Origin of the sequence: Achromobacter denitrificans NBRC 15125 (genome assembly GCF_001571365.1) — a bacterium.
Classification (GTDB): Bacteria; Pseudomonadota; Gammaproteobacteria; order Burkholderiales; family Burkholderiaceae_B; genus Achromobacter; species Achromobacter denitrificans.
Genome location: NZ_BCTQ01000003.1, coordinates 108,113 through 129,942, shown reverse-complemented (window position 1 = coordinate 129,942; position 21,830 = coordinate 108,113). Strand labels below are relative to the sequence as shown.

Genomic DNA, 21,830 nt, shown 5'->3' with positions numbered 1-21,830 from the left:
GGGCGCCGCGGCGGATGCGGTCAGGCCATGTCGTTCAGGTGACAGGCGCTCAGGTGGTTGATGGCGATTCCCTTCAGCGTGGGAACCTCGGTCTTGCAGCGCGGCATCGCATGCGGACATCGCGGATGGAAATGGCAGCCGCCGGGCGGGTTCAGCGGGCTGGGGATCTCGCCCTTGATCGCGGTAAAGGTCTTGTGGCGCGACTTCAGGCTGGGGATCTCGGCCAGCAGGGCCTGCGTGTACGGGTGGTTGGGGCGGCGGAACACTTCTTCCACCGTGGCCGTTTCCACGACGCGGCCCAGGTACATGATCACGACGCGGTCGGACAGGTGCTCGACCACGCCCAGGTCATGGCTGATGAAAAGATAGGTCAGGCCAAGGTCTTCGCGCAGGTCCATGAATAGGTTCAGGATCTGCGCCTGGATGGAGACGTCCAGCGCGGCGACGGCTTCGTCGCACACCAGCATGGACGGCTGCACCGCCAGCGCGCGGGCGATGCCGATGCGCTGGCGCTGGCCGCCGCTGAACTGGTGCGGATAGCGCTGGCGCAGCGCCGGGTCCAGGCCGGCGCGTTCCATCTGGGCGCTGACGTAGTCGTCGAAGTCGCCGTTGCCGACCAGGCCATGGATGCGGGCCGCTTCGCCCACGATCTCGTCCACGCGCAGACGCGGGTTGAGGCTGGCGTAGGGGTCCTGGAAAATCATCTGCACGCGCAGGCGCGCGGCGTGGGCCTCGGCGGCGTTCATGTCGGCCGGGCGCACGCCGTTGATGCGGATCTCGCCGCCCGAGGGCGTGAGCAGGCCGGCCGCGATGCGGCCCAGCGTGGACTTGCCGCAGCCGGACTCGCCGACCAGGCCGACCACTTCGCCGGGGTTGACGATCAAGTCCACGTTGTCGACGGCGCGGGTGACGGCGGGCGGCTTGGACAGGCCCATGCGCTGCAGGGCGCGGCCGGCCGGGCCGACGCGGCGCTCGCCGAAGCGCTTGCTGACGCCGCTCAGGTCGATCAGCGGGGTGGGGGCGGAGACGGGCGTCGTCATGCCGTTACCTCGCTGGCCTGGAGGCTGGGGTGGAAGCAGCGCACGCGATGGCCGGGCAGGGCGTCGGTGATGGCGGGCTGCTGGCCGCAGGCGGCCGAGGCGCGCGGGCAGCGCGCCGCAAAGGCACAGCCGGCGGGCAGGTTGAGCAGGTTGGGCGTCATGCCGGGAATCTGGCGCAGGCGTTGGCCGCGCTGGTTGTTGCTGGGCAGGCTGTCGATCAGGCCCACGGTGTAGGGATGCTGCGGGCGGTCCAGCACGTCGTCCACGGTGCCGTGCTCGACGATGCGGCCGGCATACATGACGGCCACGTCGTCGGCCAGCCCGGCCACGACCGACAGGTCGTGCGTGATCCAGATCAGGCTGGTGCCGTGCTGCTGCGCAAGCTTCTGCACTTCCGACAGGATCTGCGCCTGGATGGTGACGTCCAGCGCGGTGGTGGGCTCGTCCGCGATGATCAGGTCGGGGCGGTGCAGCATGGCGATGGCGATGGCCACGCGCTGGCGCATGCCGCCGGACAATTGGTGCGGATAGGCCCGCAGGCGTTCCTCGGGGCTGGGAATGCCCATCATGCCCAGGGTGTCGCGCGACAGGGCGCGGGCCTGGGCCACGCTCATCTTGTTGTGCGCGCGCACGGTCTCGATCATTTGCGCATCCACCCGCAGCACGGGGTTCAGCGTCATCATCGGGTCCTGGAAGATCATGGCGATGCGGTTGCCCTGGAGCTTCCTCAGTTCGCGCGGCGCCAGCTTGGTCAGGTCGCGGCCCTGGAACAGCACTTCGCCGCCGACCACGCGGCCCGGGGCGTCCACCAGGCCCATGATGGAGAAGCCCGTGACGGACTTGCCCGAGCCGGACTCGCCGACCAGGCCCAGGATCTTGCCGCGTTCAAGCTTGAAAGAGACGTCGTCCACGGCGGGCAGCACGCCCGCGCGGGTAAAGAAGTGGGTGCGCAGGTTGCGCACCTCCAGCGTGGCCGGCGCGCCGGAAGGGGTGCGGGCGGCGGTCATTTGTGGTTCCTCGGGTTCAGCACGTCGCGCAGGCGGTCGCCCACCAGGTTGATCGCCACGATGGTGACGAGCAGCGCGATGCCGGGATAGAAGCTGATCCAGTACTCGCCGGACAGCATGGTCTGGAAGCCGTTGGAGATCAGCAGCCCCAGCGACGGCTCGGTCACGGGCACGCCCAGGCCCAGGAAGCTCAGCGTGGCTTCCAGCGTGATGGCGCGCGCGATCTGCAACGTGCCGATGACGATGAGCGGCGGCAGGCAGTTGGGCAGGATGTGCTTCAACATGATCCGCCAATTGGGGATGTCCAGGCAGCGGGCGGCTTCCACGTATTCGCGGCGGCGCTCCACCAGGGCCTGGCCGCGCGCGGTGCGGGCGTAATAGGCCCATTCCAGGATCACCAGCGTCAGCACGACGTTGCCCACGCCCTTGCCCAGGTAGGCCAGGATCATCATGGCCACGAGTATCGACGGGAACGACAGGATCAGGTCCACCAGGCGCATGATCAGCGCGTCGACCTTGCCGCCGGCATAGGCGGCCAAGAGGCCCAGCAGCGTGCCGACCACGCCGGCGATGAGCGCCGAACCCACGCCCACGACCAGGCTGATGCGCAGGCCGTACAGGATGCCGGACAGCAGGTCGCGGCCCTGGCCGTCGGTGCCCAGCCAGTAGTGGAACGTGTCCAGCCCGTTCATGGTGCCCGGCGGCAGGCGGGCGTCCAGCACGTCGATCTGCAGCAGGTCGTAGGGGTTCTGCGGCGCGATCCAGGGCGCCAGCGCGGCGGCCAGGATCAGCAGCACCGACACCGCCAGGCCCAGCACGGCCGTCTTGGACGACAGGAACTCGGCCAGGTTGCGGCGCCAGGGCGATTCGCGGCGCAGCGCGGGCGCCTGGGGTTGAGTGGATACTGCGCTCATGCCGAGGTCTCCAGCCGAACCCGCGGGTCCAGCACTTTGTACAGAATGTCCACGATCAGGTTCAGCGTCACGAACAGGAAGACCACCACGATCAGGTAGGCCACGATCACCGGGCGGTCCAGCGCGTTCAGGCTGTCCAGGATCAGCTTGCCGGCGCCGGACCAGGCGAAGATGCTCTCCGTGACGACGGCGAAGGCGATGGTGGAGCCCAGTTCCAGGCCCAGCACCGTCACCAGCGGGATCATGGTGTTGCGCAGCACGTGCACGCCGACCACGCGGGCGGGCGACAGGCCCTTGGCGCGGGCGAACTTCACGAAGTCCTGCGGCAGCACGTCGCGCACGCCGGCGCGAGTCAGGCGGATCACCAGCGAAATCTTGAAGAGCGACAGGTTGAACGCCGGCAGGATCAGGTGGCGCCAGCCGTCGGCCGTCAGCCACGACCACTGGAAGCCCAGGAACTCCACCGTCTGGCCGCGCCCGCTGGCCGGCAGCCAGCCCAGCGACACGCTGAAGGTCATGATCAGCATCAGGGCGATCCAGAACGTCGGCAGGGAGAAGCCCACGATGCTGCCCGCCATGATCATCTTGGAGAACCTGCTGTCCGGATACAGGCCTGCGTACAGGCCCAGCGGCAGGCCCACGACCACGGCCAGCATCATGGCGGCGATGGCCAGCTCGAAGGTGGCGGGCAGGCGCTGGATCACCAGTTCCACGGCCGGGATGTTGTAGACGAAGCTGTTGCCCAGGTTGCCGTGCAGGGCGCCGTTCAGGAACGCCAGGTATTGTTCCCACAGCGGCTTGTCCAGGCCCAGCTCGGCAATGATGCGGGCGCGGTCCACCTGGTCCACGTCCTGGCCGATCAGGATGTCCACCGGATTGCCGATGGCGTGCAGGCCCACGAAGACGATCAGCGTCATCAGGAAAACGACCACCGCGGCTTGCGCCACGCGGCGCAGCAACCAGCCCGTCATTGCGCGGTCTCCGACTGCGGGACGGACGCCTGGGCGGGAGCCGGGGCCGGGACCCATTCGTCGCCGAACACTTCCGGTTCGGAGAACGCTTCCATATTGGCGTAGTGCGTGGCCACGTCTTCGCGGTAGAACAGGCCGGCGATGCCCTGGGCCAGGCGCTTGGCGCCTTCGCTGATCGCCGGGATGTCGCCCGAGATCGTGCCCTGGGTCAGCGCCGCCGGGTACGAGAAGCAGTGCACCCGGTCCAGGCCGGGACAGGCGCCCGGCGTTTTTTCCTGCAATTCGAAGACGGCGCCCAGGTCGGGCGAATCATGCAGTTCCTGGTCTTCCTCGCCGGCCGGCGGCACGTAGCGGTCGCCCCAGGCGCGCACGTGCGGCGCGAGCGCCGCGAACTCCGGACGCACGGTCCAGTCGATTCGGAAGCCCGTGGAGAAGATCAGGAAGTCCAGCGCGAACACGCCCTTGGGCGTGGTGACGCGGATTTCGTCGTCCACCAGGGCCAGGTCCTGCACGCCTGCGCCCAGATTGAAGCGGGCGTTCGGATGGCGCGACACGCGCAGCGTGCTGCCGCGAGGCGGCGGCACCTGGGCGGCGTTGATGTAGTGGCGGATCTTCCACTTCCACTCGTCGGGCAGCGTCAGGTGGCCGTGGGTCAGGCCGGGGTTGCCGGCGCCCTTGCCCTTGTTGATGCGCGGAATATCGTTGCGGCGGATCAGCAGGTCCACGCTGGCGGCGCCCGCCTCCAGCGCGGTCGCGGCGCTGTCCATGGCGGACGCGCCGGCGCCGACCACGCCCACCCGCTTGCCGGCGAGCGTGGCGTAGTCCATCACGTCGGACGAGTGCGCCCAGCGGTCGCGCGGCAGTTTCTTCGCGAAATCAGGCACGTAGGCGCCGCCCAGGCCGTCGCGCCCGGTTGCCAGCACCACGCGGCGCGCCAGCACCGTCTCGCGTCCGGCGGGGGATTCGATGTCGAGCTGCACCAGGTCGTCGGCGCGCGGCAGCACGGCCAGGATGCGGTGCTCGTTCCGCACGTCCAGTTCCAGCACGCGGCGGTACCAGCGCAGGTAGTCCATCCATTGAAGGCGCGGGATCTTGTCCAGCGCTTCCCAGGCGTCGGCGCCGAACTGCGCTTCGAACCAGGCGCGGAAGGTCAGCGCGGGCAGGCCCAGCGCGGGGCCGGTCAGCTGCTTGGGCGAACGCAGGGTTTCCATGCGGGCGGTGGTGGCCCAGGGGCCTTCATAGCCTTCGGGCGCCTGGTCGAAAATCGGCGCGGCGATGCCCAGGTGCTTGAGCGACGCCGCCGCCGCCAGGCCGGCCATGCCGCCGCCGACGACGGCCACGTCCAGCACCTGCCGGCCGTCGACGTGGCGGGGCGTGACCCAGTTCTTGGCGGGGATTTCCAGCCACGACAGGTCTTGCCGCAGGCGCGCTTCCAGCGCTGCGAGACCTTGCGGCGGGATGGCTACGGGCAGATTCATAATGCAGGGGATTCCGTAAGAGGGGCGTCGTCACCGTAGATCGACTGCAATAGCGCCGAATGCTCGCAGGCGTCGTGCAGCACGAAGCCGGGCAGCAGGTCCGCCGCGGCTTGCGCCAGCGCGTCCGCCATGGCCTGGCAGGCCGGCGTCAGCGTTTGCGACTGCGGGGTGATGACCCCGAAGAAAAAGGGGATGTCCAGGTCGATGGGGCGGATCGCCACGCCCGCCATCGGCGCGCCGTAGGCGGTGATCGGCTCCAGCACCGACACGCCCAGTCCGGCGCGCACGGCGGCCAGGGCGTTGACGGACGAATTGGTTTCCAGGGTGCCGGGCATCTGGCCGTTGGGCGCGAGCGCGGCATCCAGCCGGCGGCGCAGCCGGAAAGGATTGGCCATGGTGATCAGGCGGCGGCCCGCCAGCGCGGACACCGGCACCACCGCTTGCTGCGCCACCGGATCGTCTTCCGGCAGCGCGGCCACACAGGGCGCCTGCCCGATCCAGTGCACCGTTAGGCCGCGGTGTTCCAGCGGCAGGCTGGTCGCGCCCAGTTGCGCGGCGCCCGAGAGCACCGCGTGCACCACCTGTTCCGGCGATGCGCTGCGCAGTTGGACACGGGCCGCGCCGATGCGGGTTTCGATGCGTTTGAGCGCGTTCGGCACCAGCCCGGCGGCCAGGGCGGAGGTGGCGGCCATCAGCAGCGGCTGGGCCTGGCCCCGGGCGATCTCCTCGGCCCGGCCGCGGATCTGCTGCAGGCTGGTCAGCGCGCGCTCGACGTCGTCATACAGCAGGAAGCCTTGCTCGGTGGGCGTCACGCGGGGGCCGCTGCGCGCGAACAGGGGATAGCCGATCTCGGCCTCCAGTTCCTGCAGCAACCGGCTGATCGCCGGCTGCGAGCGTCCAAGCAGCCGTCCGGCAGCGGTGACGCTGCCCGTGGACATGACGGCCGCGAAGGCCTCTAGTTGACGAAGTTCCATCTGTCTTGATTTATGCCAAGGACGAATTCTTGCCCGGCAAGTATGCGCTTTGCAAATAATTAAAGCGCATAAGCAAATACCCTAATCGGGTTTTCCTTAGGCAATTTCATTACCGCCAGTTATTTCAAGGACTTAGGCGAGGACGCGAACCCGGCGGGCGGACGGTCATTAAAAAGCCCGCCGGGGCGGCGGGCATCTTGAGGCGGGGGGCGGGCGCGTTACGAATAGCCGCGGCCCTCGCGCCGGTAATACAGATAGCGTTCGATCTCGGCTTGTTCCACCGCGGGATCCAGCAGCCGCCATCGGACCACGTAGCCGCGATAGGCGGGCGGCATCCAACCCAATACGGAGTACATGGTGACCTCGGTTTCGCCCGTATTGAATTCGGTTTCGTAGAACCCCTGACGTTGCGGTGGCATGCTGCCACATATCCAGTCTGAACCTGGCATGACGTTCTCCCCATGCAGCGCTCTGTTCCCATCCTACGCCGCCCGCCCCGGGAATCGCATGCGTTCTAGCCCCGATGCGGGGCGGGGCCGCCTTGTGTTAGAAACACGGATGGAGCTGCTTCGAGACAGTGATCGCAAACTTTGCGAACCTTTGCAGTTCGATCGCGGGGTTGCGGTTAGCATTCGGGCATTGAAAATCGAGGAGCCCTCCATGGAAACCCCGCAACCCCCGCCCGAGCCCGCCAAGCGCCGCTGGCCTTTCGGCTACGGCGAGGAAGCATAGGGCGCTGCCGTCAGCCGATGCGCGAAATCTCGTCGCCCGGGCGCGACAGCTCGTGGTAGACGTCGTCCAGGTAGGCGGGCAGTTCGTCTGCGGAGACGTCCGGCGGGATGGCAAGTTCCTCGGCCCGCACGCGCTTGCCCGCCTCCGACCGGTAGGCCGCCCAGGCGTCGCCTTCGCGCCGGATGTCCAGCTGGAACTTGCCGTAGATGTCGAATTTCATGGCTGTCGGGAACGCGGTGGGGGCTGGCCGCGCGCCGGCAGGGCGGCGCTCAGCGCTTGGGCAGCACGAATTCCACGCGCCGGTTCTGGGCGCGGCCCTGCGGATTGTCGGCGCCGTTGGCCAGCTTGTTGGGCTGGACCGGCCGGGTATCGCCCAGGCCTTTGGTGCTGAGCCGCGCCGGGTCCACGCCCTGGCTTGCCAGCCATTGTGCCACCGCCTTGGCGCGCCGCAGCGACAACTCCTTGTTGTAGGACGCCGACCCCTTGGAATCGGTATGCCCTTCGATCGTCACGACGCCGGCGGAACTGGATTTGACGAGGCTGGCGATGTCCCGCAGCGTGGGTTCGGCGGCGGGCCGGATGGCGGCCTTATCGAAGTCGAACAGCACGTCGCCCAGCATCGAGACGGTCACGGCGTTCTTGTCCTGCCGCACCGACAGCCCTTCGTGGCGCGCGGCCAGCCCGTCGATCTGCGAAGTCAGGTCCGATATGCCGCCGCTGGCGTCGGAAGGCAGGCCCTTCAGGTCCAGGATGGTGGCCTGCAGATCCCGGATCTCGGCCTTGTAGGGGGGCTCTTGCGCCACGGAGCCGGCGGCGGCGGCCAACAGCGCCGCGGCCAGGAGAGACGACGCGCCCGGATGGCCGGCCATGGCTAGCGGTCGGTGATCTTGATGGCGTCGAAGGTCTCGACGCCCGGTATGGTCAGCGAGACCTCTTTGATCTCCTTGGGCGGGGCGGGGAACTTGCCCTGCCAGGAGCCGGCGATCGGGGCGTCCTTCGCGGTCCTGATCATCAGCTTGGGATTGGTCAGCGGCTTGTCGTTGCTGTCTTTCAGCAGCAGGTGCTTTTTGTTGCCGGCGATGACGTAGAAGCTATTTTCGTAGTCGTCCTTGCTTATCTGCGGATAGATCATCTCCGTCTTGCCGGCCACGATGGGCTTGAACCGCACCTTGATGGACAGGATGTCGCCGCTGCGCACCGCTTCGACCACCTGGCCCTCGGCGCTGCCGGAGTCGGTCAGGCCGGTGGCCAGGGGCGCGGGGGAGTCGGCCTGGCCTTGGGCAAAAGCGGCCTGGCCGGTCGCCGCCAGGGCCAGGAGGGCGCCCAGCGCACAGGCGGCGGCAGTCTTTCTGATCAAAGTCACGATAAGCATCCTCTGTCGTTGAAAACCATCCAGGGCAAGGCATCCGGACTCATCCTTTTGGTGCCGTCCGGCGGCCAACGCACGATGGTGCGACTTTCAGGCGCTTATTGCAGTTTGATGTTTTTCCAAGAAGTTACGGAATCTAGCCGGAGCGCGTGCCTATCCGCCCCGATGGCCGTGGTATCGCGGGGCGGCCACGCTACGGGTGTTTTCCTTGTGCTGCGATCCGACCAGGGCCTTGCGCCGGGCTTCCTCGTGCTGATGATCGGCCCGCGCCCGGTCTTTCTCCGCATGCGGCAGCGAGTGCGTGTCGGGCGAGCCGGAATCGGGCGTGGCCTGGGCCGGCTTGGGGTGGGGAGTGGTGGGCGTCATGATGCGTGCCTATGCAGGTGCCGCGGCTTATGCCGCCATTCCACGTTACGCCCGAGGTGCCCGTAGCTCAAGCGGCAATTGCGACAGGCTTTTTCCGGGGTATTCCTCGTTTTTTTTGAGCCGCCGGCGGCCAGGTCGCGGCAAAATAAGCATGCGCTGGTTTCCTAGACGTTCGTCTTTCAGGAGCGCCTCATGTGCGACTGTTCCTCTTGCGCGAATCCCCTGCATCTCAATCGCCGCCGCCTGCTGTTCGGCGCTGCCGCCATGGCGGCGGCCGGCGCCTCGGGCTGGCTGGGCGATGCCCGGGCCGCCGTGCCCTCGAACGATATCGGCCCCGACGCGGCCTTGAAACGCCTGATGGCCGGCAATGCCCGCTACGCCGCCAACAAGCCGAACTTGCGGGACTACTCGGCAGGGCGCGCCGCCCGCGCCGTGAAGCAGAAGCCCATCGCCGCCATCCTGGGCTGTTCGGATTCGCGCGTGGCGCCGGAACTGGCTTTCGACCAGGGGCCGGGCGATCTGTTCATCGTGCGCGTGGCCGGCAATTTCGTGAACGAGGACGGCCTGGCCAGCCTGGAGTACGGGACGCTGGTGCTGCATGCGCCGCTGATCCTGGTCCTGGGCCACGACAACTGCGGCGCGGTGGACGCGACGGTGAAAGCGCTCAAGGACAAAACCGAGTTTCCGGGCCACCTGCCCGCGCTGGTGAACGCGATCAAGCCCGCCGTCGAGATCGCGAGCCAGTCGGGCGCGAAGGACCTGGTCAGCGCGGCCGTCCGGGAGAACGTGCGCCTGGCGGTCGAGCGCCTGAAAACGGCGCAGCCGCTGCTGCAAGACATGGTGCGGCAGAAAAAGCTGGGGGTGGTCGGGGGCGTGTACAGCCTGGCCACGGGCAAGGTGAGCCTGGTCTAGCGGCGGGCGTTGCGAACGCGGCTTGGCTAGGGCCGCGCGGCCCCTAGACCTGCATCTTCTTCTTGCCCAGCAACGTCAGCGCCAGGCTGCGGCCCGTGCGCATGAACGGATACAGGGCGGTCGACAGGCAGGGATTGCGGAAGATGGCCGCGTTGACGCTGTTGAACAGATCGTTGCCGGTGCTGATGAGCGCCAGCCGGTTGATGCAGTCCGCGCCGAAGTAATCCTGCCCGTCCAGGTGCAGCAGCATGCCCTGGTTCAGGTCGTACCCTTGCGCCTTGTAGGCCACCGCCAGGTCGGGGTGGTCGCGCATGTTCAGCATGTCGATCGGGCCCACGGCCTTTTGCAGTTGCAGCATCTGCACGTAGTTCGAGCAGAAAGGGCAGTCGCCGTCGTAGAGCAGGAAGTTCTTCGCAATGGCCATAATGCACCGTAGAAAATGCGCGGCCGCGAAAAGCGCGTCCGCCAGCCCCGATTAAAGCGCATATCAGCGCAGTTCGCGCACGCCCTGGCCCAGCCGACGCCGCAACAGGTTGCGCAGCGTGACGCCGTCGGCGTAGCCCACCTGCGCCGCGATCCGCTCCAGCGACAGGCTGCTGGTCTTGAGCAGGTGGGCCGCGCGTTCGACCCGCAGATCCTGGAAGAACGACAGGGGACTCTTGCCCAGCACCTGTTGCGTGCGCCGCGCCAGGGTGCGCTTGCTGGCGCCCAGTTCGCGTGCGGCCGCGTCCAGCGAGAACCCCTGCGCCAGATGCTCGCGCGCCCAGCGTTCGAAAGCCTGGACCAGCGGATCGGCATGCGCCAGGTGGTCCGACAGCGCGTAGGCGGATTGCGCGGGACGCTGGTCCACGATCAGGTAGCGCGCAACCAGCGAGGCGAGTTCCGGGCTGGCCTGGCGCACCAGCCACAGCGCCATGTCCATGTGGCTCAGGGCCGCGCCCGCCGTCAGGAACGACGACGAACGGACCAGCATGCGGCTGTCTTCCAGCGCCACCGCCGGATAGCGCTGCCGGAACAGCGGCGCCAGCCACCAGGTGGTGGTGGCCTTCTGGCCGTCCAGCAGGCCCGATTCCGCCAGCACGAAGGTGCCGATGCAGGCGGCGGCCGTGTTGGCCCCGGGCGCGCGTTCGCGCAGCATCCTGCCGCTGTCGCGCACGTCGGGCCGCGCCAGCGCCGGCACCAGCGTTTCGGGCATCTTGTAGCCGATGGCCGGGATCACGATCCAGTCCGGATCGGCTGGGTCCGGGCTGCCCGCGACCGGCACGCTCAAGCCCTGCGACGTTCGCACCTTGCGCCGCATCCCCACGATGCGGCTCTCGAAGGGCGGCACCGGCGCCGACAGCATCGGCGCCAGCTCGTTGGCCGTCGCGAATACGTCCAGAATGGCCGACAAACCGGTATCGAACACGCCGTCCAACGTGAGGATCTGCATTTTCATGGCAAGAACGCTATCAAAGATGTCAATAGCGCCAATGGTAAACAGGCCGGCGCAGGCCCACAATGCCGCTGTCTTTCATCTGCGGCAGCGCGCGCGGCGCGCGACGGGAGCGGTATCTTGTCCATCGAAAACCTGCTCGCCCTGGCAACCTTCGCCTTGGTGACGTCCATCTCGCCAGGGCCCAGCAACGTCATGCTGATGACCTCCGGCGCCAACTTCGGCTTCGCCAGGACGATGCCCCAGATCCTGGGCATCACGGCCGGCTTCACCGCGCTGCTGCTGGGCGTAGGGATGGGCCTGGGCGCGCTGTTCCAGGCCTGGCCGGCCCTGTCCACCGGCTTGAAGATCGTGGGCGCGGCCTATCTGCTGTACCTCGCGTGGCGCATCGCCGGGTCTCGATCGATCGCGCCGGACCCGGTGGCGGCGCGGCCGCTCAGCTTCAGCGAGTCGGCGCTGTTCCAGTGGGTCAATCCCAAGGCCTGGATCGTCGCGCTCGCGGCCGTGGCGGTCTATATGGATGCGGCCGCGCCCTGGGTGTCGCTTGCGCGCCTGTGCGCGGTGTTCGCGCTGGTGAACCTGCCTGCCGTCTCCGTGTGGGCCGGCTTTGGCGTGGCGCTGCGCGGCTTCCTGTCGGACCCCCGCCGCCTGAGGGGATTCAACCTGGCCATGGGCGCGGCGCTGGCGTTGACGCTGTGGCCCATGCTGCGCTAGATCGCCGAGCCGGGCCGAGCCGGGTCGGGCCCGCCACACGACTGTGCGCTCAGCCCTCGTCCGGCCAGGCCAAGCCCAGGGCGTAGCCGCGCACGTCCTGCGGCCAGCTCGCGACCTGGGCCGCGAAACGCTCGCGGTCTTCGGCATAGAGCGCCCGCGTGGCCTCTTCGAAGCCGGGCAGGTTGCCCGCCATGGCCGACATGAATCGATAGGCGGCTTCCTGCCGCTGGCGCCGGCGATCCGCCGATTCGTTGTCGCGTCGCGCCTGCTCCACCAGCTTGCGCAGCACGACCGAGGCGCCGCCGGGTTGCGCGGCCAGCCAGTCCCAATGGCGGGGCAGCAGCGTAACTTCGCGCGCCACTACGCCCAGCTTGGGCCGCCCGCGGCCGCGCGGCTGGGTCTCTTCGGCGGCCGCGTCCGGCGCTTCGGGTGCCGGGGGCGCCGCGTCGGCCGGGGGGCGGTGGCGTTCGGCCACGGCGGCATCGTCGCCGCGCAGGTCCAAGTCCACCTGCTTGCCCGACAGGTCGTCGAACACCAGGATGGGATCGTTGCTGCGAGCGGCCAGGGCGCGCTTGACGGCCAGCGCCACGTCGGCGAGGGCGCCCGCGGCCAGGATGCGATGGCCGGCGAAGGCGGTGTGGGGGTCGGTGGGGTGGATCGATGAGGTCATAATTTTGTCCGGGTATAAATTGCAGATGAATTATGATCCGGGTAAAAATACAAGTCAATACGCCCGGGTAAAAATATTTGAACCAGGCAAGGGGCCGGAGGGAGGGGCAGAAATATCCCCGCGAACCTAGGGTCAACACCTAGGCAAAATACACAGGCGGCGTATAATCTTGCTTTGCGCCCGGAGTTACCCATGCGTCTCGTACAAAAAGCGCTCACCTTCGACGATGTGTTGCTGGTGCCTGCGTATTCCGAGGTCCTGCCTCGCGACACTTCCCTGGCCACGCGCCTCACCCGCAATATCAACCTGAACATCCCGCTCGTGTCCGCCGCCATGGACACCGTGACGGAATCGCGCTTGGCCATCGCCATGGCGCAAGAGGGTGGCATCGGGATCATCCACAAGAACCTGTCGGCGGAAGCCCAGGCCCGTGAAGTGGCCCGCGTCAAGCGCCACGAGTTCGGCATCGTGATCGATCCGGTCACCGTCACCCCCCAGATGAAAGTCCGCGACGCCATCGCGTTGCAGCGCCAGCATGGCATCTCGGGCCTGCCGGTGGTGGAAGGGCGCAAGCTGGTCGGCATCGTCACCAACCGCGACCTGCGCTTCGAAGAGAACCTGGATCAGCCCCTGCGCAACATCATGACGCCGCAGGAACGCCTGGTCACCATGAAGGAAGGCGCCACGCTGGACGAGGCGCAGGCCCTGATGCACAAGCACCGCCTGGAGCGCGTGCTGATCGTGAACGACGGCTTCGAACTGCGCGGCCTGGCCACGGTCAAGGACATCGTCAAGAACACCGAGCACCCGATGGCCAGCAAGGACGCCCAAGGCCAGCTGCGCGTGGGCGCGGCGGTGGGCGTGGGCGCCGGCACCGAAGAACGCGTCGAGAAGCTGGTTGCGGCCGGCGTGGACGTGCTCATCGTCGACACCGCGCACGGCCACTCCAAGGGCGTGCTGGAAGGCGTGCGCTGGGTCAAGCAGAACTATCCCAAGGTTGAAGTCATCGGCGGCAACATCGCCACCGCCGCCGCCGCGCGCGCGCTGGTCGAGTACGGCGCCGACGGCGTGAAGGTCGGCATCGGCCCCGGCTCCATCTGCACCACCCGCATCGTGGCGGGCGTGGGCGTGCCGCAGATTCACGCGATCTCCGAAGTCGCCAAGGCGCTGGAAGGCACGGGCGTGCCGCTGATCGCCGACGGCGGCATCCGCTACTCGGGCGACGTCGCCAAGGCGCTGGCCGCCGGCGCGTTCGCCTGCATGATGGGCGGCATGTTCGCCGGCACCGAAGAGGCGCCGGGCGAAGTGGTGCTGTTCCAGGGCCGCTCGTACAAGTCGTACCGCGGCATGGGCAGCCTGGGCGCCATGACGGACGGCTCCGCCGACCGCTACTTCCAGGATCCGGCCAACAACGCCGACAAGCTGGTCCCCGAAGGCATCGAAGGCCGCGTCCCCTACAAGGGCAGCGTGCTGGCCATCATTTACCAGCTGGTCGGCGGCATCCGCGCCTCCATGGGCTACTGCGGCGCCGCCACCATCGACGACATGCGCACCAAGACCGAATTCGTGGAGATCACCTCCGCGGGCGTTCGCGAGTCCCACGTGCACGACGTGCAGATCACCAAGGAAGCGCCCAACTACCGCGCCGACTGATCCGTACAGTCAACTACAATGTCATGCATCACGCACCGGCAGAACCGCAAATGAACCAGCGGTTCTGCCGGTGCGGTTTTATTTACTGCGATTTCATTCATTACCGGTAGAGTCTCCATGCACCAGCGCATCCTCATTCTCGACTACGGTTCGCAAGTCACCCAACTGATCGCCCGCCGCGTCCGCGAAGCCGGCGTGTATTCCGAAGTGCACCCGGGCGACGTCGACGACGCCTTCGTGCGCGAACAGATGGCGCAAGGCCTGAAGGGCATCATCCTGTCGGGCAGCCATGCTTCCGCCTACGAAGAAGGCTCCATGCGCGTGCCCCACGCCGTGTTCGAGCTGGGCGTGCCCGTGCTGGGCATCTGCTACGGCATGCAGTCCATGGCGCAACAGCTGGGCGGCGTGGTCAGCTTCTCCGACCACCGCGAATTCGGCTACGCCGAAGTCCGCGCCCACGGCCATACCAAGCTGCTGGAAGGCCTGGAAGACTTCTCCACGCCGGAAGGTCACGGCATGCTGAAGGTCTGGATGAGCCACGGCGACAAGGTCACCGAGCTGCCCCCCGGCTTCAAGCTCATGGCCTCCACGCCGTCCTGCCCGATCGCCGGCATGGCCGACGAAGACCGCAACTTCTACGCCGTGCAGTTCCACCCCGAAGTCACGCACACCGTCCAGGGCAAGGCCATGCTGGCCCGCTTCGTGAACGAGATCTGCGGCTGCGAAGGCGACTGGAACATGCCCGACTACGTGGCCGAAGCCGTCGCCCGCATCCGCGAGCAAGTCGGCACCGACGAAGTCATCCTCGGCCTGTCCGGCGGCGTGGACTCGTCGGTTGCCGCCGCGCTGATCCACAAGGCCATCGGCGACCAGCTCACCTGCGTCTTCGTCGACCACGGCCTGTTGCGCCTGGACGAAGGCAAGCAGGTCATGCAGACCTTCGCCGAGAACATGGGCGTCAAGATCATCCACGTCGACGCCACCGCCCAGTTCATGGGCAAGCTGTCCGGCGTGGCCGATCCCGAAGCCAAGCGCAAGATCATCGGCCGCGAATTCGTCGAAGTGTTCCAGGAACAGGCCGGCAAGCAGAAGAGCGCCAAGTGGCTGGCCCAGGGCACCATCTACCCCGACGTCATCGAGTCGGCTGGCGCCAAGACCGGCAAGGCCACCTCGATCAAGTCGCACCACAACGTGGGCGGCCTGCCCGACACGCTGAACCTGCAACTGCTGGAGCCCCTGCGCGAACTGTTCAAGGACGAAGTCCGCGAACTCGGCGTGGCCCTCGGCCTGCCTCCGCAGATGGTCTACCGCCACCCGTTCCCCGGCCCCGGCCTGGGCGTGCGCATCCTCGGCGAAGTCAAGCACGAATACGCCGAACTGCTGCGCCGCGCGGATGCGATCTTCATTGAAGAGCTGCGTAATACCAAGGACGAGGCCAGCGGGCTGACCTGGTATGAGCTGACCTCGCAAGCCTTCGCCGTGTTCCTGCCCGTGAAGTCGGTGGGGGTGATGGGGGATGGGCGCACGTATGAGTACGTTGTGGCTTTGCGCGCCGTGCAGACCTTCGACTTCATGACCGCCGACTGGGCGCCGTTGCCGCATCCGCTGCTGGCGCGCGTGTCGTCGCGCATCATCAATGAAGTGCGCGGGATCAACCGGGTCGTGTACGACGTGTCGAGCAAGCCGCCGGCGACGATTGAGTGGGAGTGAGTGGTAAAAAATATCCTTATAAATCAACAACTTGCCGCGTATTTTGCACGTGCAAGTTGATGAAATATAGCCTGGTGACCCATCTCTAAGCTATTGATTAAAAAGGGTAATCGTCTTTTTGTTCCTCTCGAAGTCGATGGTTGCCAAGCACTGAACTCGACGGTATTGGCGACGGTAGAAATAGCGCGCTCAGCCTAGGCCCAATCTAGGCTAACCGCCATACCGTCTGCCGATACCGTGCGACACGGTATGCCGCGCTCAAAAAAGTCAGGTTTCATGCGGGTTGGCGGGCAGGTGTACGTCTTGTGGCTGGTGACGGCATTCGTCTCTTGCCGGTCGTCGTTGTTTCCTTGGTTTTGGATAGATTAGGGCGCCATGTCGCTGCGTACAAGCAGGCAAGAGGCATTGCGCAGTTTTTCGGCCGGTTTACCGGCCGTTTGCATGTGGTGAATGTAGGCAGCTGGAGCCTGGGACCGCATGAGACAGAATGCGACCATGGGTCAAGTGGCCAGTCACTCAGGGTGGAGCGGAAATCTGTAGGTTTCACGATTGATGACGGCAACCGGCCGTCTCGATTCAGGAAACCAACATGCTTACAGACTTCGCCCTGCGGAACCTCAAACCTCGCGCGACCCTTTACAAAGTCGCTGACCGAGATGGGATGTACGTGGCCATCTCCCCGACAGGGTCCATCTCCTTCCGGTACGACTACGGCATCAACGGCCGGCGCGAAACGCTGACCCTCGGCCGCTATGGCTTCGGCGGCATCTCGCTCGCCGCTGCACGGGACAAACTGTCAGCCGCCAAGCGGTTGGTGCGCGATGGGATTTCCCCAGGCATCCAGAAACAGCGCGAGAAAGCCCGTGGGCCGGAGCTCAAGACCTTCGGTGATCACGCTGCTAATTGGCTCTACGGAGCGACTATGGCCCCTACGACTCGGGCAATGCGCAAGAGCGTGCTGGATCGAGACATCCTACCGATCTTAAGAAGCGCCTTTTGAGCGAGGTGCAAGCGGAGGATTTGCGTGCGCTATGCCTGCGCGTAAAGGGGCGAGGGGCTCCCACGGTGGCGCTCAACATCCGTGAAATCATCAAGCTGATCTACGGCTACGCTCACCTTCATGGAGAGAAGGTGAGCAATCCCGCCGATGATGTCAACGCAGCGTCTATTGCTACATGTGCACCGAAAGATCGAGCGCTATCTCCTGACGAAATTCAGCTGATGTGCCGGCAGCTGGAGCTTGCCCCGACCCATCCGGCGATCCGGCTCGCGTTGCGGCTGATCCTGCTGACCTTGGTACGCAAGAGCGAATTGATCGAGGCAACCTGGGATGAAGTCGATTTCGAGGCGGCGGTATGCACCATCCCGAAAGCTCGCATGAAGGGGAGGAGGGCGCACAACGTGTATCTATCGTCACAGGCGCTCGACATCATGATCGCGCTGCGCACGTATTCCGCTGGGTCTAGGTACGTATTGCCATCGCGCTACAGCGCGGATCGGTGTATGTCCAAAGCGACGCTGAATCGCGTGACGCAGCTGATTTCAGCGCAGGCGAAGGCTGCGGGGGTGCCGTTGGAGTCATTCACCGTCCATGATTTGAGGCGAACGGGGTCTACGTTGCTTAATGAGGCTGGTTTCAATGGGGATTGGGTCGAGAAGTGTCTGGCGCACGAAAGTGGCCGGTCTTCACGGTCGATTTATAACAAAGCGGAGTATGCGGAGCCGCGGCGGCATATGTTGCAGGAGTGGGCGAATATGGTTGATACTTGGGGAGTTGGAGAGAGGTATGCGCCGGTGGTGTATTCACTGGCGGTTGTTATGGGAGGTAACGGTACTTGATGACTCAGTCCTAAGCGGAGTGTTTGCTCTGCAGCGGTTGCTGACGAGGGGTGCGGCCAAGCGCACTCCCGCTGCATGCCAAAAACGGCTGTTCAGTTCCGATGCCGGATCTGGTTGCCAACAACGCTTGTCCGGTGTACTGCGGTCACAAGGCTTCCGTGACTCAACGTGTGTACGCCATCGGTCGCTTTCCCATCACCCGTACTGCCGGTTTCGACCCAACTCAGACCTGGCTAGAGGCTGCTTCCAGCAGCCCATATCGTCTACTTCTCGCCGCTTTTTTTACATGAAAAGTCGGTAGGGATAGACATTGCCAGGCAACTCCGGCACGTTGGCAATGGTCCGTGCCAGCCTCTGAGAGTACCGGATACTCACAGGCACGGGGTCGTACAAAGCATCGTTGTTCCAGTCCATCTTCGTCATGGCCAATGCTTCATGGGCGATCAGCTCTAGTGGCCCACTGCCGGCATGTCGAATCAGTTGTAGCGGCTTCGGGATGCTTTTACCGCCCTGGTAGTAATCGCCTTTGGGAGAAGCTTGCGGGGCATTTCCAGCCACCCAAACGAGCGCTGAATTCCCCGAGCGAATGACCATAGTACCTCGAGGCACTGGGTACCCAGACGGCTTGGTGGGTGCGTTTCTCTGTCCTGATTTAATTAGCCAGACACCTCTCCAGCATGAGGCCGCCCCTACCTCGATGCACTCGATTTCAGGCACGCCGGCCAAGGCATCGAAGGCCCCTTCAATCTCCTGCTCTTTAAAGGCCGTGGTCTTGTGGATCACCAGCCGTTTGGGCAACTGTCCACCGTTCCTGCCTTGGTAGAGACCCAAGCTTCGAGCTATGACGGCACGCATGTCATCACGGCTCAGAAACGGATTCCTGCGAGCCTCGGCAAGGTCTACAACGGGATCGCGTGCTTCAAACGCCACGAACTGCATGCCGCCACCGTCCATGTCGAAGACCTGCGAGCAACAGGTCACATAGTGAGCCTCTCGCTGGTCACCCCTCAGCGCGTATGCAAGTCCTATGTATGCAGTGTCGTTTGGAACGCCCTTAAGAGGCACTAGCTTCCAAGGCGTGCCCGATGCCTTGACGTACAGTGCAATGCCAAGGCGCCAAGCAAGCTGAGCCTTGTAGGGAAAAGTGAAGGCCCGGTCGTTCAGCACCTGAGTCGGGATGTTGTACTTCGCGCCCAGCGCCTTGAGTACATCATGCGCGTCAAAGGTCTTCGTGCGTGTCGCCTGCGCCCAGGAGTCCGGGAAGTGGATCAAGGCGACGTCGAATTCGTTGCGCGCGGTGTCGAGTTGCCGCAACGCCGACTCCATCGCCTGAACCAGCCGAGACTGCAGGTCTCCCGCGCCCGGTAACTGGCTGACCACGTCCGGCCATTTGATGTGCTGCGCTGCCGGCGCCGACGCCAACCTCACCCCAAAGAGCGGCTCAAAGCCTGGGTAGTCAGGAACGTACTCGGTGCGGTCAATTGGGCGATGCAAATTGCGCAGCGATGCCATCAACTCGCCGCGGCGACGGAAGGCGCTTTCAGGACCAATGGTCGCGATCCGTACTTCCGAGGTGTAGCCGCTGAAGGAGCCCTTAGAGTAAGGCCCGAATTTTGCCAAACCCCGAAGGGGGTGTACGTGCTGCTGCTGAGGGTCGGATGGCGAAAAGGAGAGCAACGGCTCATCCAAGAGGGTAAATGGCGGGAGTTGGGATGCTTGAGCGCGGCTTGCCATTACTTGGTCCTGTCAAAGTAGTCGTGCTGGTGGGCCGGCCGACTCCAGCCCGTAAACGTAGAGAGTGCAAAGGTAGCGTCTACACCCTCGCCGTCTCCAAGATTAAAGGCACGGACTGAACCATCTCTAGTGGTGGTCAGTAGTTTGGTCCACGCATCGATGATGGACGCCCAGTTTTTGTTGTACTTCTGTGCCCAGCGTTCTCTACGCCAATCACCTGCGGGGTCGCCTCCTCTCGCGTCGAAGAATCGGCCCAGCGCATCACGCTCTGCAGCGGCGGTCTCGCCATACATGCCTTTATCCACCCCAGGATCTCGCGGAATGTCAACAAACGTGTAAGGCTCGAAGCCGCACCACCAGCGCCCCTCGATTTGCTCAAGCTTCAGGAAAATGCCCTCTTGAAAAGGGAAACCAAGCTTCTGAACGGTGCCTGTGACAGGCCCCCCATAAGCGAACCGCAGTTGAGCGAGATCTTGCTCTTGCCGACGGACGCGCTCCGGGTCATCCCCCTCCCTTTGCGTCGCCACGATCAACGAGTGACCGGCCCTCTTGTAACGAGGGATGAGTGGGCGGTATCGCGATAGCGCCTTGACCAACGCATCGTAAAGAAGGCCCAGCGCCCAACTGTCTCGGGTGGGGTCGAGGGCGATAGTTCCATCAAGCTTTGCACCATCAGGGCCTAGTATCGCTATTACCTCCTCGTCGCGTCCGAACACAGCGAGCTCGTGACCGTTCGCGGCCACGACCGCCTTGCATCCATGGGCCCTGAGAAGGCCGCGCACCACCGGAGTTGTGGTGGCTTGGGTAAGGGCGATTCGCCGAGCAGTTTTTGGTATGGATTCGATCAGGACAGCGGAGTACCTGAGCACAGGAAATTGCAGTGCGGTTGTCTCTGGAAGCACCACAGGAACTAGGCGTGGCTCTGGATGCGCCTGCATGACATGATCCATGAGGAGCTTTGGTAGTTCTAGCCGCTTGATGACATCCGCAGCAAGCTCATCGAAGGTCTTGCATTCAACGACAGCGACGTCCACGCCGGCGATGTGCGCAGCTTCCAGGAATTGCGTGACCGCAGGCAGCAGCTTCGAAGTAGAAGAAGTCACCCAGTACAAGCCATTGGGAAACGCATCTGGCTCCCGAAGCACCGAAGCCAAGGCCTCCATCACGGATGAGTCGCGGCCGCTGTACCCGACGAACACCATGCCAAAGCGCTGGCTGGCCTCGACCAAGACGTGTCTCATGCTGTCATCTTGCTTTTCAAGCTCAGTCCCAGTGATCTTGATGGAAACGGACTGGTAGTCACCATGCAATTTGGCAACAAGCGGCCAATCCGATTCCCTCAGGCATCGCAACGCCCGTTCACCGGAGTCAATGCCAGCAACTGTCGGTCGTGCGCGCGCCTCAACAGACAATAGGTTGTTCGCAGCACCCGCAGCGTCCTCAACCAGCGGGTCAAAGTTGGTTGTGAATACGCAGTCGACCTTCTGTGCCGCAATCAGGCTGCCAAGCACGCGATGTCCAAAACATGGTGTGCCCTTGGAGATAGCGTCGTCGATGTACTGGCGGCGGTGCCGTGGCTGGGGGTACACCGCTTCGAAGGCTGCAGCGTATTCGTTTGGATCGCCATCCGGGGGGAGGATGGATGTCTGGCGAAAGAAGCGGTCGATCCGCTCAAGCCAGACTTGGTCACCTGTGTCTATTTCTCTAGGGGATAGGTTGTTTTCTCGGCAGAAGATTTCTGCTTTGAAGTTCCGGATCATGTCGTAGCCGGTGGGAATTCCGGAGGCGGCGGAGGCTCCGGCACCAAGGAACCAGGCTACGAGGTTGGGCCGCAAGGCAAGAGCAGTGGAGAACTGCGCGGCTGAAATGCTCGGAAACGACTGCGTCACAACGCCCCTTTTTTTGGAATGAGACTGCACCTTCCGCTATGCGGCTTGCTGATTTGAAGAGCTTCCAATATAGCTTAGATAACGCCGCTTTTAATCACCTATCGTATACAACTGGGGAAAACATCGCGCAACTGAATACCTAGACTGCATGTTTCATCTAACCAGATGACGCGTCATGGGCCAGGTCATTCCCCTTCACACGTTAAAGCGATGTGCCCAATCAGGCCTGCCGGTGGCCGGATCCAGTTTGCAACCTAGAACGGCCTCGCCCCTAGTGGTGACTTTGCAGCGATTGCCGCTGCTCGTAGCCGCATCGCGGCCCATCGTTCAAGCCCCATAACGGCCATCTGAGCATTGACGCTGGTGATGGCTCAGCACGGGTATCAGGTGAACTGCAGACACTGCCCGTCAGTTGCAGGCGTA

20 protein-coding genes and 1 pseudogene are annotated in these 21,830 nt (G+C 64.8%); 5 read left to right on the top strand and 16 right to left on the bottom strand.

Features of this window, described 5'->3' with window-relative positions:
- Positions 1 to 20: 20 nt before the first annotated feature.
- From ADE01S_RS04245 to ADE01S_RS04195, 11 genes are all read right to left on the bottom strand, one after another.
- Positions 21 to 1,040: an ABC transporter ATP-binding protein gene (locus tag ADE01S_RS04245; RefSeq protein WP_062680214.1), complete on the bottom strand. Its 1,020-nt coding sequence runs from the start codon at positions 1,038 to 1,040 to the stop codon at positions 21 to 23.
- On the bottom strand, positions 1,037 to 2,047 hold the full coding sequence (locus ADE01S_RS04240) for an ABC transporter ATP-binding protein (RefSeq protein ID WP_062680213.1): 1,011 nt from the start codon (positions 2,045 to 2,047) through the stop codon (positions 1,037 to 1,039). The genes ADE01S_RS04245 and ADE01S_RS04240 overlap by 4 nt, the downstream gene beginning before the upstream one ends.
- Positions 2,044 to 2,961 carry an ABC transporter permease gene (locus ADE01S_RS04235; protein WP_062680212.1) on the bottom strand — a complete coding sequence of 306 codons (918 nt, stop codon included), beginning with the start codon at positions 2,959 to 2,961 and terminating at the stop codon, positions 2,044 to 2,046. The genes ADE01S_RS04240 and ADE01S_RS04235 overlap by 4 nt, the downstream gene beginning before the upstream one ends.
- Positions 2,958 to 3,932, bottom strand: a complete 975-nt coding sequence (locus ADE01S_RS04230; RefSeq protein ID WP_062680211.1) for an ABC transporter permease — start codon at positions 3,930 to 3,932, stop codon at positions 2,958 to 2,960. Before ADE01S_RS04230 ends, ADE01S_RS04235 begins: the two co-directional genes overlap by 4 nt.
- A complete protein-coding gene (locus tag ADE01S_RS04225; protein WP_062680210.1) occupies positions 3,929 to 5,410 on the bottom strand; it encodes a flavin-containing monooxygenase in 1,482 nt (493 codons plus the stop codon). Before ADE01S_RS04225 ends, ADE01S_RS04230 begins: the two co-directional genes overlap by 4 nt.
- Positions 5,407 to 6,384, bottom strand: coding sequence for a LysR family transcriptional regulator (locus ADE01S_RS04220; RefSeq protein ID WP_062680209.1), 978 nt, complete (start codon positions 6,382 to 6,384; stop codon positions 5,407 to 5,409). The genes ADE01S_RS04225 and ADE01S_RS04220 overlap by 4 nt, the downstream gene beginning before the upstream one ends.
- 218 nt (positions 6,385 to 6,602) lie before the next feature.
- Entirely contained in the window at positions 6,603 to 6,803 is a 201-nt protein-coding gene (locus ADE01S_RS04215) for a hypothetical protein (protein ID WP_370511530.1), read from the bottom strand.
- 323 nt (positions 6,804 to 7,126) lie between these two features.
- A complete protein-coding gene (locus tag ADE01S_RS04210) occupies positions 7,127 to 7,336 on the bottom strand; it encodes a DUF7661 family protein (RefSeq protein ID WP_062680207.1) in 210 nt (69 codons plus the stop codon).
- 49 nt (positions 7,337 to 7,385) lie between these two features.
- Positions 7,386 to 7,985: an OmpA family protein gene (locus ADE01S_RS04205; RefSeq protein WP_062680206.1), complete on the bottom strand. Its 600-nt coding sequence runs from the start codon at positions 7,983 to 7,985 to the stop codon at positions 7,386 to 7,388.
- A 2-nt stretch (positions 7,986 to 7,987) separates the two neighbouring features.
- Entirely contained in the window at positions 7,988 to 8,488 is a 501-nt protein-coding gene (locus ADE01S_RS04200) for a hypothetical protein (RefSeq protein WP_244983322.1), read from the bottom strand.
- Positions 8,489 to 8,638: 150 nt separating this feature from the next.
- Positions 8,639 to 8,851: a hypothetical protein gene (locus tag ADE01S_RS04195; protein ID WP_062680205.1), complete on the bottom strand. Its 213-nt coding sequence runs from the start codon at positions 8,849 to 8,851 to the stop codon at positions 8,639 to 8,641.
- Between the two features lie 192 nt (positions 8,852 to 9,043).
- On the opposite strand from ADE01S_RS04195, the gene ADE01S_RS04190 reads away from it, so the two are divergent.
- Positions 9,044 to 9,763: a carbonic anhydrase gene (locus tag ADE01S_RS04190; RefSeq protein ID WP_062680204.1), complete on the top strand. Its 720-nt coding sequence runs from the start codon at positions 9,044 to 9,046 to the stop codon at positions 9,761 to 9,763.
- A 43-nt stretch (positions 9,764 to 9,806) separates the two neighbouring features.
- On the opposite strand, the gene ADE01S_RS04185 is transcribed toward ADE01S_RS04190, so the two are convergent.
- Entirely contained in the window at positions 9,807 to 10,187 is a 381-nt protein-coding gene (locus ADE01S_RS04185) for a DCC1-like thiol-disulfide oxidoreductase family protein (protein ID WP_062680203.1), read from the bottom strand.
- Positions 10,188 to 10,250: 63 nt separating this feature from the next.
- Positions 10,251 to 11,201 carry a GlxA family transcriptional regulator gene (locus tag ADE01S_RS04180; protein ID WP_062680202.1) on the bottom strand — a complete coding sequence of 317 codons (951 nt, stop codon included), beginning with the start codon at positions 11,199 to 11,201 and terminating at the stop codon, positions 10,251 to 10,253.
- A 117-nt stretch (positions 11,202 to 11,318) separates the two neighbouring features.
- Between ADE01S_RS04180 and ADE01S_RS04175 the strand changes: the two genes are divergently transcribed.
- On the top strand, positions 11,319 to 11,912 hold the full coding sequence (locus tag ADE01S_RS04175; RefSeq protein ID WP_062680201.1) for a LysE family translocator: 594 nt from the start codon (positions 11,319 to 11,321) through the stop codon (positions 11,910 to 11,912).
- 49 nt (positions 11,913 to 11,961) lie between these two features.
- On the opposite strand, the gene ADE01S_RS04170 is transcribed toward ADE01S_RS04175, so the two are convergent.
- The gene (locus ADE01S_RS04170; protein WP_062680200.1) at positions 11,962 to 12,582 is read right to left on the bottom strand and encodes a DUF2239 family protein; all 621 of its coding nucleotides are present in this window, start codon (positions 12,580 to 12,582) and stop codon (positions 11,962 to 11,964) included.
- A gap of 192 nt (positions 12,583 to 12,774) precedes the next feature.
- Here ADE01S_RS04170 and guaB point away from each other — a divergent pair, with 192 nt between their 5' ends.
- The 3 genes and pseudogenes from guaB to ADE01S_RS04155 all read left to right on the top strand — a co-directional run bounded on the left by guaB (position 12,775) and on the right by ADE01S_RS04155 (position 17,784).
- Entirely contained in the window at positions 12,775 to 14,235 is a 1,461-nt protein-coding gene (gene guaB / locus ADE01S_RS04165; RefSeq protein ID WP_062680199.1) for an IMP dehydrogenase, read from the top strand.
- Between the two features lie 117 nt (positions 14,236 to 14,352).
- Positions 14,353 to 15,945 (top strand): glutamine-hydrolyzing GMP synthase, encoded by a 1,593-nt coding sequence (gene guaA, locus ADE01S_RS04160; protein ID WP_062680198.1) that lies wholly within the window; start codon positions 14,353 to 14,355, stop codon positions 15,943 to 15,945.
- Positions 15,946 to 16,534: 589 nt separating this feature from the next.
- Positions 16,535 to 17,784 (top strand): annotated as a pseudogene (locus ADE01S_RS04155) (tyrosine-type recombinase/integrase).
- 282 nt (positions 17,785 to 18,066) lie between these two features.
- Here ADE01S_RS04155 and ADE01S_RS04150 read toward each other — a convergent pair.
- Together ADE01S_RS04150 and ADE01S_RS04145 are read right to left on the bottom strand one after the other, a co-directional pair.
- Entirely contained in the window at positions 18,067 to 19,296 is a 1,230-nt protein-coding gene (locus tag ADE01S_RS04150; protein WP_242663379.1) for an argonaute/piwi family protein, read from the bottom strand.
- Positions 19,297 to 19,517: 221 nt separating this feature from the next.
- Entirely contained in the window at positions 19,518 to 21,407 is a 1,890-nt protein-coding gene (locus ADE01S_RS04145; RefSeq protein WP_242663380.1) for an SIR2 family protein, read from the bottom strand.
- Positions 21,408 to 21,830 lie beyond the last annotated feature (423 nt).